Source organism: Clostridium sp. Marseille-Q7071 (assembly GCF_965112025.1).
Window position 1 is genome coordinate 1,296,764 of record NZ_CBCOPR010000001.1, and the last position, 14,763, is coordinate 1,311,526.

Annotated in this window: 10 protein-coding genes; 9 read left to right on the forward strand and 1 reads right to left on the reverse strand. The window is 26.5% G+C overall.

The window, feature by feature from the left end:
- The first annotated feature begins 13 nt into the window (after positions 1 to 13).
- A complete protein-coding gene (locus tag ACWPW7_RS06170; protein ID WP_454052789.1) occupies positions 14 to 2,152 on the forward strand; it encodes a M1 family metallopeptidase in 2,139 nt (712 codons plus the stop codon).
- A 379-nt stretch (positions 2,153 to 2,531) separates the two neighbouring features.
- A complete protein-coding gene (locus ACWPW7_RS06175) occupies positions 2,532 to 3,005 on the forward strand; it encodes a hypothetical protein (RefSeq protein ID WP_454052790.1) in 474 nt (157 codons plus the stop codon).
- Between the two features lie 140 nt (positions 3,006 to 3,145).
- On the opposite strand, the gene ACWPW7_RS06180 is transcribed toward ACWPW7_RS06175, so the two are convergent.
- Complete coding sequence (locus ACWPW7_RS06180) at positions 3,146 to 4,090, reverse strand: NAD-dependent epimerase/dehydratase family protein (protein ID WP_454052791.1); 945 nt, start codon at positions 4,088 to 4,090, stop codon at positions 3,146 to 3,148.
- A gap of 498 nt (positions 4,091 to 4,588) precedes the next feature.
- Here ACWPW7_RS06180 and rsgA point away from each other — a divergent pair, with 498 nt between their 5' ends.
- From rsgA to ACWPW7_RS06215, 7 genes are all read left to right on the forward strand, one after another.
- A complete protein-coding gene (rsgA, locus tag ACWPW7_RS06185; RefSeq protein ID WP_454052792.1) occupies positions 4,589 to 5,662 on the forward strand; it encodes a ribosome small subunit-dependent GTPase A in 1,074 nt (357 codons plus the stop codon).
- A gap of 31 nt (positions 5,663 to 5,693) precedes the next feature.
- The gene (locus ACWPW7_RS06190; RefSeq protein WP_454052793.1) at positions 5,694 to 6,161 is read left to right on the forward strand and encodes a methylated-DNA--[protein]-cysteine S-methyltransferase; all 468 of its coding nucleotides are present in this window, start codon (positions 5,694 to 5,696) and stop codon (positions 6,159 to 6,161) included.
- Positions 6,162 to 6,792: 631 nt separating this feature from the next.
- Positions 6,793 to 8,541 (forward strand): ribosomal protection-like ABC-F family protein, encoded by a 1,749-nt coding sequence (abc-f, locus tag ACWPW7_RS06195; RefSeq protein WP_454052794.1) that lies wholly within the window; start codon positions 6,793 to 6,795, stop codon positions 8,539 to 8,541.
- Between the two features lie 683 nt (positions 8,542 to 9,224).
- A complete protein-coding gene (locus ACWPW7_RS06200) occupies positions 9,225 to 11,594 on the forward strand; it encodes a YhgE/Pip domain-containing protein (RefSeq protein ID WP_454052795.1) in 2,370 nt (789 codons plus the stop codon).
- Positions 11,595 to 11,649: 55 nt separating this feature from the next.
- Complete coding sequence (locus ACWPW7_RS06205; protein WP_454052796.1) at positions 11,650 to 12,222, forward strand: TetR/AcrR family transcriptional regulator; 573 nt, start codon at positions 11,650 to 11,652, stop codon at positions 12,220 to 12,222.
- Positions 12,223 to 12,807: 585 nt separating this feature from the next.
- Positions 12,808 to 13,503, forward strand: coding sequence for a response regulator transcription factor (locus ACWPW7_RS06210; RefSeq protein ID WP_454052797.1), 696 nt, complete (start codon positions 12,808 to 12,810; stop codon positions 13,501 to 13,503).
- A 2-nt stretch (positions 13,504 to 13,505) separates the two neighbouring features.
- A complete protein-coding gene (locus tag ACWPW7_RS06215) occupies positions 13,506 to 14,756 on the forward strand; it encodes a sensor histidine kinase (RefSeq protein ID WP_454052798.1) in 1,251 nt (416 codons plus the stop codon).
- Positions 14,757 to 14,763 lie beyond the last annotated feature (7 nt).

Here is a 14,763-nt window from a genome sequence, read left to right on the forward strand (position 1 = left end):
GGAGGCAATGGAAATGAAAAGTACAAAAAAACTTGTATCTTTAGCAATAGCATCAATGATAATATCAGGAATGCTAGTTGGATGTGGAAATATTACAGGGAGTAAAGCTGATAATTTTAACAGCTTTATAAATTATAAAATAGATGCAAATTTAAATGAAAAAGATCAAACTATAACAGCAAAGCAAAATGTTAAATTTAAAAATGTATATAAAGATGAATTAAAAGAGATATCATTTAATGTCTTTGCTGATGCTTATAATAAAAAAGAAACACAAACTGAAATGTTTAGAAACAGTAATGAAAAGATAGCAAAGGAGAACCCGGATAAAAAGCCAGAAGACTTTTTAGGAGGAATAGATATAAAATCTATTAAAAGTAGCGATGGAAAAGAATTAAAGTTTACAAAAGAAAACCAAGTGTTAAAGGTAGAATTAGAGAAAGAATTGAAGAACTCAGAAGAAGTTTCTTTTGATATAGAGTTTGAAGTAAAAGTTCCTTTTGGAATGAATAGATTATCATATTATAATGATGTTTTTTCAGCAGTCCACTGGTATCCAGTAGTTGCAGTATATGACGAAAAAGAAAAGAAGTGGAATGAAATTCCTTATAGTAAAGATTTTGAAACAGACTATTTTGAGTCCTCTAATTATGAAGTAAATTTAAATGTTCCTAAAGATTTTAATGTAGGTATTACAGGAACTGAAACAGAAAAAATAGAAGGAGATAGAAAAATAGTTTCAGCTAAGGCTGAAAATATAAGAGAGTTTGTTTTCTTTGCTAGTAAAGATTACAAAAAAGTTAGTAAGACTAAAGATGGTATTACTGTGAATATTCATTATTTAAGTGAAGATGAGAAAAAAGATAAATTAATGAATGAATATATAGATGAAGCTTTTAGCGCTATTGAGTTCTTTGGTAAGAGATTTGGTAAGTATCCATATAAGGAATTTGATGTATTTGAATCATATGTCGAAGGAGTTGCTATAGAATATACAGGAGCAATACAATTAGGAAGATTTAATGTGGATGGAAATGATCCTAAAAAGAATTCAGTGTTTATTCATGAAATAGCTCACCAATGGTTTCATGGTATTATTGGAAATAATTCAGAGACAGAGTCTTTCTTAGATGAAGGCTTTGCAGACTTTTCAACATACTATTATTTAGATAAGACTCAAGGTAGTGAAAATGGCTTTGAAAGTATGTTACTTTATGAGAGTGGTCCAGCAAATAAAAAAATTACATCTACTAATAAAGAAGTTGATGGAATGTCTAACCAAGTTTATTATGATAGAGGAAGAACAGCAATATATGAACTTTACAAAAAAGTTGGTGAAGAAAAATTTGATAAGCTTATGCAAACTTATTTCAATAAATATGAGTTTAAAAACGCTACTATAAAAGGATTAATAGAAACAATAGAAGAAGTTTGTGGTAAAGATGTGTCAGATCATTTTAATGATATAATAAATGACCCTAATTTTGATTTAAGTGATGAATATAAATTATCACCAGAAAGGCAGGCAGAATTACAAGCTAAAAGTATAAAAGAATTATATGATAGTTTATTCCAAATGGAAAGTACTCCAGAACTTTCTTTAGCTAGAATTATGCATAGAAGATTAAATGAAGAAAAAGTCGCATTAGTAAAAGCAACAGGAGTTTCAGAAAAAGAAAATATAGCGCAAAATAAATTAATTGAAAAACTTACTTTACAATATGAAATGAATAATGTGAATTTTGAAGTTGTAGAAGATAATAAAGTTGATGATAATGTGATAAAAAATAGTAATTTAATAATATTAGGAAATTCATGGAATAACTCTTTTTATAAGAAAATAGAGAGTAAAATAAATAAAAAAGTTACAAGAGAAGGCTTTATTTCAGATAAAAATGTGAAAAATGAAAATATATTTGGAGCATTTATAGATAAAAATCCTGAAAATGAAAAATATTTAGCAGAAGTAATTTTCTGGAATGTTCAAATATTAGATGATGAAAATTTTGAGAAGACTTCTCAAGATATAATTACTAAAAGTACATCATTTGGATCAAACTTCTATGAATATATTGTGTACTCCAATAATGGAGAAAGGTTACTAGATAAAAAGGAGAAAAATCCATATTCAGATTTCCTACAAATGGATTAGTTTAAATGGCGTAAGCAATGCTTATGCCATTTTTATATTCTCTAAAATTATATTTATAAATTTAGGGAAGTATTTACTTTATAAATAATAAGCTTTAATTAAATATAAAATAGTTAGAAAGTACTCTTTGCAAATTATGAATTAGTTTACAATTTTACTATATAGGGTTACAATAGTTGAGGAAATATATTACAATTATATTATATTAAGTTTTATTAGATATTTATAAAAGAAAATAACTAACTAAAATGCCAAATATATTTTGTGTCAGAAAAGAAGATAGATTTTTTGAACTATTAGGTTCTGATGATGTATTATAACGAAAACATACTGACACTAGCTGATTTTTAAATATGACTTACATAGGAGGATTATATTTATGGATAGCAAGGAGATTAAAGAAGAAGAAGAAGAAAAAACTATAAGCGAGATTGCTAATTATGAAATGCATACAATTTTTATATTAGTAATAGGATTATTTTTAGATGTAGCTTATAAGTTCTTTATATTGCAGAAGCCATTTTATGAGTTTGCCATATCATTTTTTACCCTTATAATAGGAATGTTATATCTTTCTATAAAGTTATGGGGAAATGGTATAATAATGAAAACTAAAAAAATAAATGAAGTTAAAAGGATAAAATTAAGCTTATTTAAAGAAAGTATAATCATAGGAATATTTATATCCATAATTACTTATGCAATTGCTAAAGATGGGTTTAGAATACTATATCCACAAGATCTTAGAATAAGTTTTGTGTTAACTTTTATTTTAGAATCACTTTTTGTGACAGTAATAAGCTATTTTATAAAAATAATGATTGGTAAAATCTTTAAGAAGACTGTAGAATAATAGATTATAGAATAGATTTAAAAGGAATTTTAATAATTATGAGTTTAATTATAGTTATAAGATGGAATTAAAAAATCGTGACCTAAAGTCACGATTTTTTAATATATATTAAGAAACAATATATATCAAAATTATATATTTTACGCTAAAATTACTTTATCTATATTAATCATGGTATTATCCTCTAATTTTACAGTAGAATTTAAATACCAGCAAAATGATTTTTTAAGTCCTTCTTCTAAATCAATTTTAGGAATATATATATTGTCTTTTATAAGTTCAGTAATATCAAGCATATAAGTTATATTCCTAAAAGGAAAGTATGAACGAGGGCTAAAAGGAAAATCTTCTGTATTTACTTCTCGTATTATAGGTGTTTTTCTCATTACTTTTCCACAAGTTTTTACTAGTTCTTTAAAGGTTATTATTCTAGGATGAGTAATATTATAAGCTTTTCCAACTACATTACTCTTCATAGCACTTTCAAAGGCTCTAACCAAATCATCAATATGTATAAATTGAGTTTTAGCATTGCCATATGGTATAGGAATAGGTTCTTGATCTAAGATTTTATCAAAAAAATAAGCTTCTCTATATAAATTATTTTCTTCACCATAAATATAGGTAGGTCTAAAAATTATAATAGGATAGTTATCTTTTTTAGATTTTTCTAGCAAATAATCTTCTGCAAGTTTTTTATTTAATCCATAATCACCAAAGTTTTTATTTTCTCCTCTTTTAAAATCTTCGGAAATTAAGTCTTGATTTTCTTTATAAACGGCGCCTGAGGAACAAAAAATATATTTTTTTAGTTTACTACTATCTATAGTTTCTATTACATTTTCTACATCTTCTTTTGTATATCCACTTATATCTAATATATAATCATAGGTTTTTCCTAAAAGTACTTCTCTTAATTCATTAATATTTTTTCTGTCACAAATTAAATGATTTTTATATCCATGATAGTTTATTTTTCTAAGGCCTCTTGTAAGTATGTCTACATTATAACCTTTGCATATTAAATGTTTACATAAGTTGCTACTGACAAAGGTTGTGCCCCCTAAAATTAAAACATTATACATTAATCTATCGCTCCTTAAATGTTTTCATTATGGACTAATAGTAATTCTATTATAAATATATTCTATGAATGTTACATAATTATGACAATCTAGTATTTTTACCATATTATAATTAAGGAGAGCTATAACATAATTAGCTAACACACTATCTTTAAATAGTTATTTTAGTTAAGAATAATTAAACTATTGAATTTGAAATTTTATTGTGGTAAAATAAATACAGAATATTTTGAAAGGAGTGGTGTTTTATGAAAAAGAGAATTTTATTTACAAAGTTAAATTTTAATAAAAACTACTCCAAGGTATGTATGGTTTCTTAGCATATTAAAAGTTTGAATTACTGAGAGATTTAAAAAATTTTAATATTCTTATATTGTTATATGATATATACAATATTTATTTAGCTATACATTATAAATTCGAATAGTTCCCTGGAGTAGTTTATAACACTATTTCAGGGTATTTTTATACCCAAAGTTAAAATTTGGGAGGAAATAAATGAATTATAAAAGATTATATGACTTAGGACTAGATGAAGAATTATTAAAAGAGGTAGAAGAAAAATATAGTGATTTTTATATAGGAAGAGTTGCTTTTGAAAGTAAGGGATTGTATAAGATTATGACGGAAGAAAGTACAGTTATAGCTAAAGTTTTAGGAAAATTAATTTATAACTCTAATGGAAGGGCTGATTATCCAGCAGTAGGAGATTGGGTTGTATTAGATAGAGACACTGATAAGAATGGAGAAGCCATTATTTATGATATACTAAGCCGAAAAAGTAAATTTTCAAGGAAGGCTCCAGATAGAAAAATAGAAGAGCAAATAGTAGCAGTAAATATAGATTATGTGTTTATTTGTATGTCACTTAATAATGATTTTAATATAAGAAAGTTAGAAAGATATATTTCTGTAGCTTATGATAGTGGTGCCGGAGTAGTGGTTATACTTACAAAAGCAGATTTATGTGATAATGTAGAGAAAAAGCTTTTAGAAGTATCATCTGTGGCTTTAGGAACAGATGTTATAGTTATAAGTTCTATTTTAAATTTAGGAATAGAAGAGGTTAAAAAGTACGTTGAAAAAGGTAAAACTGTTGCTTTTTTAGGTTCTTCAGGAGTAGGGAAATCTACTTTAATAAATAGCTTATTAGGTGATGAAAAGCTAAAGACTAGTGATATTAGAGAAGGCGATGACAAAGGAAGACATACTACAACTCATAGAGAATTGATATTGATTCCTAATGGGGGAGTAGTAATAGATACTCCTGGAATGAGAGAGCTTCAAATTTATGATTCTTCTCAAGGGGTTAGTACTAGCTTTAGTGATATAGAGGAGTTAGCAGCAAGGTGTAAATTTTCAGACTGTAATCATGATACTGAACCAGGATGCCAGATTAGAAGAGCTTTAGAGGACGGAATCTTAACTATTGAGAGATTTAATAGTTATTTAAAATTAAAAAGAGAAGCTGAGTTTATGGAAAGAAAGGTAAAAAGATCTGAAGCATTAAATTACAAGAAAAATATAATTAAGGCAAGTAAAAAGTTTTATAATGAAAAAAGAAAACACTAGTAGTTATAATTATAAATTAACGGAGGAGAAAATGGAAATTTTATATACGGCGTATTATCAATCTCCTATAGGAGTTATATCAGTTCAAGGAAATGGGGAAGGTATAGTATATATAAACTTTTTAGATGAAAGTAGAGAAGATGATGAAAACTTACCAGAAGCAATGATAGAATGTTTAACTCAATTAGATGAATATTTTAGTGGGAAAAGAAAAGACTTTAAATTAAAACTAATAGCTAATGGCACAGAGTTTCAAAAAAAAGTATGGAATGCTTTAACTACTGTTAGTTATGGAACTACTGCTTCCTATAAAGATATAGCAGAAAAAATAGATAACCCTAAGGCAGTAAGAGCTGTAGGAGGAGCAAATAATAAAAATCCTCATAGTATAATTGTTCCATGCCATAGAATAATTGGAAGTAACGGTAATTTAGTTGGATATGGTGGAGAACTTTGGAGGAAACAGTGGCTTCTAGATTTTGAAAAGAAAAATCTTTAGTGTTAAATAAGGCATCTGAAAGAAAATAGTAAAGCAAAGATGTTAGTATATTTTATATTCTACTTACAGTTGGGCTATGTTCAGAACATGACAGCGAAGTATGATGGAAAATTGGCTAACATACTGGTATATTATTTCTTGAAGATGACCAAATTAATGATATAATAATAGTGTAAATATTTATGAAATTTCGGAGGTAATATGTAAAATGAGAATTTCTGTTTTTAACTAGCCAAATTTAATATTTTCTAAAGGAATAATTTATAAAATTACCTTAGGCATCTTTTTTATGTGCCTTAATATAGAGGTTTATTTATTATGTATTCTTTTAGATTAGGTTGTTAAGAACAGAGGTTTATAATGATTTTAAGAATATTATGCTCTAAATTTAAGATTTATTAAAGCATAATAAGTCATAAGTAGACGTAGGTTTATTTATGACTTTTTTTATTTCTAAATGAAGAAAAAATATATTTATATTTGAATAAGAAAGATTTTTATTAATAATCAACTTAATAAAAGTTTATTATTAGTATGAATTAATTATAGATTTAGAATTAAAAACAAGATGTTCTTAATAGCCAAAGATAAAGCATCTTATAAAGATGTGTAGCTTTGAGGAGGAATATTTATGTTGTTATCTTTTAAAAATATAAAAAAAGATTTTGATAATGTAGAAGTATTAAAGGACATTAGTTTAGATATAAAGAAAAATAAAATATTAGGGATTGTAGGAAGAAACGGTGCAGGGAAGAGCACTTTAGTTGATATTATTTTTGGATTATCAGAAAAAGACGAAGGAAAGATACTTTTTCACCAACCAGAAATTAAGGCAGCTTATCTTAGGCAGAATGGTTCTTATGAACTTAATATATTATGTAAGGCAAATAGTAAAAAAGATAAAGATATAACTTTAAATTATAATATGCTTAAATTTACTAGTGAATTGGGACTTGAAAAATTTTATACTTGGGATAATGTTAGGCTTGACAATTTAAGTGGAGGAGAGAGAACTAAAGTATCTCTAGCTAATATTTGGAATTTTAAGCCACAGCTTTTAATTTTAGATGAGCCTACAAATAATATGGATTTTAAAGGAGTTAATTGGCTTTTAAGTGAACTTGGAAAATTTAATGGGTCAGTAATTATCATATCTCATGATAGATATTTTTTAGATAAAGCTGTGGATGAAATTCTAGAAATAGAAGATGGAAAATCTATAATTTTTGAAGGTAACTACAGTTTCTACAAGGAAGAAAAAGAACGTAGATTTAAAGCGCAGCTTAATCAGTATAAGGAAGAACAAAGTTATAGAGAAAAGATTCAGGAAGATATTGGCAATTTAAAGAATTGGTCAGAAAAGGCTCATAGAGAATCTAGAAAAAAAGCACTTGCAACGGGAAATAAGATGGGAGGAAAAGAGTATTTTAGAGTTAAAGCTAAAAAGAAAGATGTGCAAGTTAAATCTAAAATTAAAAAATTAGAAAAATTAAAAATAGACGGTGTGGAAAAACCTAAAGAAGATAAAAAGATATATTTTGAATTTAACTCTAATGCAAAAGGAGGAAAGAGACTTCTAGAATTTAAAAATGTAAGCAAGGCTTTTGAGAAAAATGTATTATTTAATAATTCTAGCTTTTATATTAATAGAGGAGAAAAGATAGGGATTTTTGGTGAAAATGGTACTGGTAAAAGTACTCTTATAAAAATAATAATTGGTGAAGAAAAACTAAATAATGGAGAAATGTGGGTTAGTGATTCACTTGAAATTGCATATTTAAGTCAAAATGTAGTAGATTTAGATAGTGAAATTACTCCATTAAATCTAATAGGCGAATTTCCTAGAGAAGATATGGGGAAGATAAGAACTATGTTATTTAATATGGGTTTAAGCAATAGAATTTTAGATACAAAAATAAAATATTTAAGCTTTGGAGAAAAAATGAAAGTAAAACTAGCGGGATTCATATTGAAAAATTATCCATTAATTATTTTAGATGAACCAGAAAATCATATTGATTTACCAAGTAGAGAACAATTAGAAGAAGCATTGATAAATTATGAAGGTACAGTAATAATTGTTTCTCATGATAGATATATGATGGAAAGAGTTTGTAGTAAGATGATAGTAATAGAAAATAAAATGATTAAAAGATATGAGAAAAATATTAAAGATATAAATTTAAGGGAAAGTAATAATAGTTTAACTAATGATGAATTAAAATCAAAGCTTATGGTAATTGAAAATAAAATCGCTGAAGTGTTAGGAAAGTTAAGTATGATTGCAAATAAAGATGAAAAATATTTAGAACTAGAACAACAGTTTAATATTCTTCTAAAGGAAAAATCTATATTAATGGATAGAATTAAAAGCAAATAATTATAGTTAAAGAGCATGAAAATAGTGATAGATTTTAATTAAAATCTATCACTTTTTATGTATTAAGGCTAAAAGGGTTTTAGGTTATATTAAAAGAGTATCATAAGTTAATAGAATAAGGTATCTTCAAAAAATAATAGACCAGTATGTTAGCCTATTTTCCATCATACTGCGTTGTCAGAACCCTCCATAGCACCACTATGGGCAGGTTCTGACGACTTGTCTGATATAAAATATACTAACATCTTTGATTTATTATTTTCTTTCAGATGCCTAAATATGAATTAAATATTAAAAATTTTAAAATTATTATAGTTAGCAAAAAAATATTTTTAAAGCTCTAGAACATATTAGTATATTGACTAGCTATTTTTGAAAATAATTTATATAAAATTAAAAATCTATGGAGTTTAATGGTAAATATAAAAATTACTATTAGATTCTTTTTTGTTTATTAGAATAATTTATGAGATTTTACATTTTTACATTAATTACTATTAGTTACATATATGTATATAATATGATTTTTATTTTTTGTTTGTATACAATTACATGAACTTTTCTCTAAAAAAGTTATAAATTCGACGTGTTTTTTGTCAAAAAAGGTTGATTTTTAAAAACTATGAGTGTATCATAAAACAATACTGACTAGTCAGTACAATAAACTACGGAGAGGTGATTGCATGAAAGTTACAGAGGTAACTAAAAGAGATCTTAACAAAATAAAAAAGAATGTCTTTAAGGTTTTAGTAGCCTTAGGAATTTGTATTATTCCTGTTATTTATGGATTTACTTATTTAGCTGGATCATGGGATCCATATAATAATTTAGATAAAATGAAGGTTGCTGTAGTAAATGAAGACAATGGTTATATGAGAGAAGACAAAAGATATAATTTTGGGCAAGATTTAGTTGACAAGCTAAATGAAGATAAAAATTTAGATTGGCAGTTTGTATCTTTAGAAGAAGCAAATAAAGGTATGGAAGATAAAAAATATTATGCTATGATTCAAATACCTGAAAACTTCTCAAAAGACATGTTTACTCCCATTGACAGCAAAGAAGTGAAAGAACCAGTAGTATATTTTACTTCTAATAAGAAAAAAGGATATGTTTCAAATAAAACAGTAGATGTGGCAATGGACACAGTACAAAAGAATTTAAATCAATCCGTATCCCTTAAGGCTACTGCTAGAGTTGTGGATAAAGTATATGACACTAAAGACAAATTGGTAAAAGCAGTTGACGGTAGCAAAGAATTAAATAAGGGAATGGAAGGGCTTAATGAAGGAGTTAAGAAGATAAAAGATGGTACAGATCTTTTAACAGGAAAAGCTCCTGAAGTAAAAGAAGGCGTAGAAAATTTATATAATGGTGTAGTTCTTATAGATGACAACATCGATATGCTAAACAAGAAATTTAAAAATGTAGAACATATGTTAAATGAAAATTTAGATTCAATAGATAAAGCAAGTTTAGATAAATTAATAAATGATGCTTATCAACTTGAAAATGGCTTAGCACAAATCGATATGGAAAAAATAAATGCTACATTATCGAATCCAATGATTCAAAAAATGTTAAGTAACCCAGAAGAATTGCAAAGTGAAGTTAATGAATTAAATAATAAAATTGATAAGATTTTAGCTATAACTAACAGTTCAGAAGTTGCTAATGCTATGCAAACTCTTTCTTCAGTAGGAGAAAAGTTAAATCAAATACAATCTTCAGGAATATTAAATCAAACAGCAGCAATAGCAAATAATAAAGATGGATTACTAAAACTGATAGGATCACTTCAAGCAAATGGAGCTATAACAGAAGAACAAGGAAAATTACTTATGGGTTCTGTTATGGTAACTAGTACTGTTAATAATGAAGCAGGTAATTTAGAGTCAATTTCAAAGACAATTAATGGATTGAATATCAATCCTCAAGATATACAAAAAATAAATGATACGTTGGTAAATGCTAAAGGTTCACTTAATGCTATAGCACCAATGTTATCACCAGAAAATATGAGTAATTTATCAGCTGTAAAATCTTTAATACCACAAGTTAATGAAATAAAATCAGATATTGAAAAGAACCAAGGAAATATACAAGCTGCAAAGCATGCAGTAGCACAAGGTAAAGAATATTTAGCACTATTACCAAGTTTGTCAGAAAAACTTGATATGTTTAGTGAAGGATCTAATAAATTAAGAACAGGTGTTGAATCAATGCATGATAAGATTCCTTCAGCATTAGAAAGTGTAAATAAATTATCAGGGGGAACATCTGAGTTATATGATGGATCAACAAAAATTAAAGATGGATCTAAAAAACTAGCTACTGAGTTAGAAGATGGTGTAAAAGAGTCTGATAAAGTTTTAATTCATAATAGTGAAGAACTTTCAAAATTTATGGAAGAACCAGCAAAGGTAGAGAAAACATTCTTAGGAAATGTTGAAACTTATGGTGAAGGATTAGCACCATATTTAATTCCATTATCATTATGGGTAGGAGCGTTAGTTAGTTTCTTCTTAGTAAAAGAGAAAGTAGATGAAGATTTAAAAGATACTAGTAAAGTGTCAATAGTTTTAGGAAAATTTATGTCCTATGCTTTAATAGGTATAGTACAGTCAGTAATACTTAGTACAATGCTTTTAGTGCTAGGAATAAGACCAGATAATATAGCCTTATACTATTCTTTAAATGCCTTACTTTCATTAACATTTATGGCAGCACTTCAATTCTTAATATTTACATTTGGAGATATAGGAAAATTTTTAGGTATAGTAGCCTTAGTTGTGCAATTAGTAAGTTGTTCAGGAACATTTGCTGTTGAAACTTTACCAAAAGTATTTTCAATAATACATCCATTTGTACCATTCACTTATGCTGTTGATTTATTAAGAGAAGTATTAGCAGGACCAAGTATGAGTATAGTTATTAAAGATTCGCTTATCTTAGGAGGATTTTTAATTGGATTTGTTCTGCTAACAATAATCTTTAAAGATAAATTAAGTGAAAAAGTAAAAGATGGAATTGAAGAAGCTTTAATAGATTAGTACTTATGTAGTATAATTAATGTTAAATTATCCATTGGGATTTTGGGAGGAGAATATGAGTAAGACAAGGGAAACTATCTTAAACTCTGCAATAAAGGTTTTTTCGACAAAAGGTTATGATGGAGCCACAATGGATGACGTAGCCATTGTTGGAGGAGTAGCCAAAGGAACATTATATTATCATTTTAAAAGTAAAGAAGAGCTTTTTAAATATGTTATAGATGAAGGCATAAAAAATATGGAAGAAAAAAGCTCAAGCGTATTATCTCTTGAACAAGAACCTATTGACAAGATAAGAGCATTAATTAAAATACAATTAGAAATAGTACATGAGTATAAAGATTTTTTTAGAGTTGCGCTAAGCGAACTATGGGGAAACGAGGAAAGACAAAAAGATCTTAGAAATACCATTAAACAGCACATAGAATATTTATCAAATCACATTAAAAAAGCTATAGAAGCTGGAGTAATAGAAAAAAATGATTCTGAGTTTTTAACATACACATTCTTTGGAGGACTATGTACTCTAGCTATATATGATATAATCAATGAAGACAAATATGATGTGAATGAATTAACTGAAAAACTTATAGCGTATATATCAAAAGGAATAAGCTTAAGTAAATAATATAATACCCCTAGGATATTAACTAAATAATATAATATCCTAGGGGTATTTTTTTAGATTAAAATCTTACTTCTATTTATCTCTTACTATTTTGTAAGTTTAAAATTCATTTAACTGTAAGATTAAATATTTATAATAGATTTATAAATATTTTAGTAATCATATTCCCAAATAACTAAATATTAGATTTTCAGATACTATGCTAAAGAAAGAATCATGATTGAAAAAAGTGATCAGGGCTTTAGAAAAATTAATGCTAGGAGCTGAACTAAAAAGGACGATGGGATAATAATGTTATAATATATTTAGTTACATTAAAAAAGAACTAGTAAGTATACTTATATGTTTTGAGGAATATAAGTTTTAAGAAATTAAAGATAATCTAACGACTATTGGAACATATTCTTTTATATTATAGAAAGTATAATTGTAACTTTGAATAGTTATTTTCTTTTATTTATTGCAACTTTATAATAAGTATATTATAAATATTATTCAATAGGTAAAAAATGAGGGATTTAATATATAAAAAATTATTTGTATAATAGAATTTAAGTATTAAAACATCGATAAAAAGGAGGAAATATGGTTAAAATTTTATTAGTTGAAGATGATGCTACATTGGCTATGGGAATGGAATATACTTTAAAAAATGAAGGTTTTGATGTTACAGTTGCATCAACTTTAAAAGAAGCAAGAGAAAGTATAGAAAATTATAATATAGATTTAGTATTACTAGACTTAATGTTACCAGATGGAAGTGGCTATGAACTTTGTAGAGAATTAAGAAAAAAAAGCAATACTCCTATAATTTTTTTAACTGCCTCTGATGAGGAAGCCAATGTAGTTATGGGGCTAGATATGGGTGGGGATGACTATATTTCTAAACCTGTTAGAATTGGTGAGCTAATTTCAAGAATTAAAGCAGTTTTAAGAAGATATGAAAAGAATTCAGGTTATAGAAGTAATAAATTATATTCAGGCGATATTACTATTGAACTTTTAAGCAATAGAGTTATGAAAAATGATGTAGAAATTATATTGACATCATTAGAATATAAATTACTTATTTCCTTAATACAAAACCCTAAAGTAGTACTTAGCAGAAGCCAAATACTAGAAAAAATATGGGATGTAGGTGGAGAATTTGTTGATGATAATACTCTTTCTGTATATGTAAGGAGACTTAGAGAAAAGATTGAAGATGACCCAGCAAAGCCAGAATACATAATTACAATGAGAGCAGTAGGATATAAATGGAATAAGGAAACGAGGGAATAGCTATGGAAAAATTATATAGAAATCCAGAAATTAAAAGTATCACTATTAAAATTGTGATACTTTGTTTTGTATTTTTAATATTTACGTTGATAACTATGAATATAGGTATAAATAATATAAATAAAAAAGTCATAAGACAAAATGCAGCAGTATTAGGCATAGTATTAGAAGAAAATCCTGAATTAGAAAAAAATATAGTAGGATATTTTACTAAAGGAATATCAGAAGATCAAATTAAGAGTGGATTAGCTACTTTAGAGAAATACGGTTATAATGAAACATTAAAACCAGCAGATATTCCTTTGATTAGAGAATCTTCAAAGAACTTGTTATTTAACATTTTAACTATTAATATTATATTTTTTATTATAATCTTTTTTATAATCTTGTTAGATTATAAAAAAATTCTATCTAAAATAAATATCGTATCTAATAGTGTTGAAAGAGTTTTAGAAGGGGAATATGATATGACCCTTGAAGGAGGAGAAGAGGGAGAGTTTTCCATTTTATATAATCAATTAAACTTACTAGTAAATAGATTAATTGAAAACATGGAAAAATTAAAGAATGAGAAAGAGTTTTTAAAAAACATTATTTCAGATATTTCTCATCAACTAAAAACTCCGCTATCATCTATAATCATGCTCAATGAGCTAATGACTAGTAAAGATGATATGGATGAAGAAACAAAGGTGAAATTTCTTAATAAAACTAGCGAACAACTTACTCGTATGGAATGGCTTATAATTAATTTGTTAAAGATAGCTAGAGTAGAAGCTGGAGCTATTAATTATAAAATGAGAAATCAACCTTTAATTATAACTATAAATAAAGCATTTTCTCCATTAAAAGAAAAAGCTAAGGCTAAAAAACAAAATGTCATTATAGAAGAAAAAAGAGACGTTTATTTAAATCATGATAGTGATTGGATGACTGAAGCCATAGGAAATATAATAAAAAATGCTATTGAACATACAGAAGAATATGGGACTATATCTATAGAAATAAAAGAATCTCCACTGCTTGTAAGTATTATTATTAAAGATAATGGTAATGGAATAAAAAAAGAAGAATTACCACATATTTTTGAAAGATTTTATAAAGGAAAGCATGAAGTAAAGCCTATTAGTATAGGAATAGGTCTCACACTATCTAAATCCATAATTGAAAGTAATGGTGGTAGTATTTCAGTGAAAAGTATAGAAGGAGAAGGAACGGAGTTCGTTATAACATTTTTGAAAAGTATAGTATAAAATACAA

Excerpts from the sequence above, each read along its gene's own strand:
- abc-f (WP_454052794.1), top strand. The coding sequence starts at position 6,793 with ATGTTGTTATCTTTTAAAAATATAAAAAAAGATTTTGATAATGTAGAA.
- ACWPW7_RS06170 (WP_454052789.1), top strand. The coding sequence starts at position 14 with ATGAAAAGTACAAAAAAACTTGTATCTTTAGCAATAGCATCAATGATA.
- ACWPW7_RS06190 (WP_454052793.1), top strand. The coding sequence starts at position 5,694 with ATGGAAATTTTATATACGGCGTATTATCAATCTCCTATAGGAGTTATA.
- ACWPW7_RS06200 (WP_454052795.1), top strand. The coding sequence starts at position 9,225 with ATGAAAGTTACAGAGGTAACTAAAAGAGATCTTAACAAAATAAAAAAG.
- ACWPW7_RS06205 (WP_454052796.1), top strand. The coding sequence starts at position 11,650 with ATGAGTAAGACAAGGGAAACTATCTTAAACTCTGCAATAAAGGTTTTT.
- ACWPW7_RS06210 (WP_454052797.1), top strand. The coding sequence starts at position 12,808 with ATGGTTAAAATTTTATTAGTTGAAGATGATGCTACATTGGCTATGGGA.
- ACWPW7_RS06215 (WP_454052798.1), top strand. The coding sequence starts at position 13,506 with ATGGAAAAATTATATAGAAATCCAGAAATTAAAAGTATCACTATTAAA.
- rsgA (WP_454052792.1), top strand. The coding sequence starts at position 4,589 with ATGAATTATAAAAGATTATATGACTTAGGACTAGATGAAGAATTATTA.
- ACWPW7_RS06180 (WP_454052791.1), bottom strand. The coding sequence starts at position 4,090 with ATGTATAATGTTTTAATTTTAGGGGGCACAACCTTTGTCAGTAGCAAC.
- ACWPW7_RS06175 (WP_454052790.1), top strand. The coding sequence starts at position 2,532 with ATGGATAGCAAGGAGATTAAAGAAGAAGAAGAAGAAAAAACTATAAGC.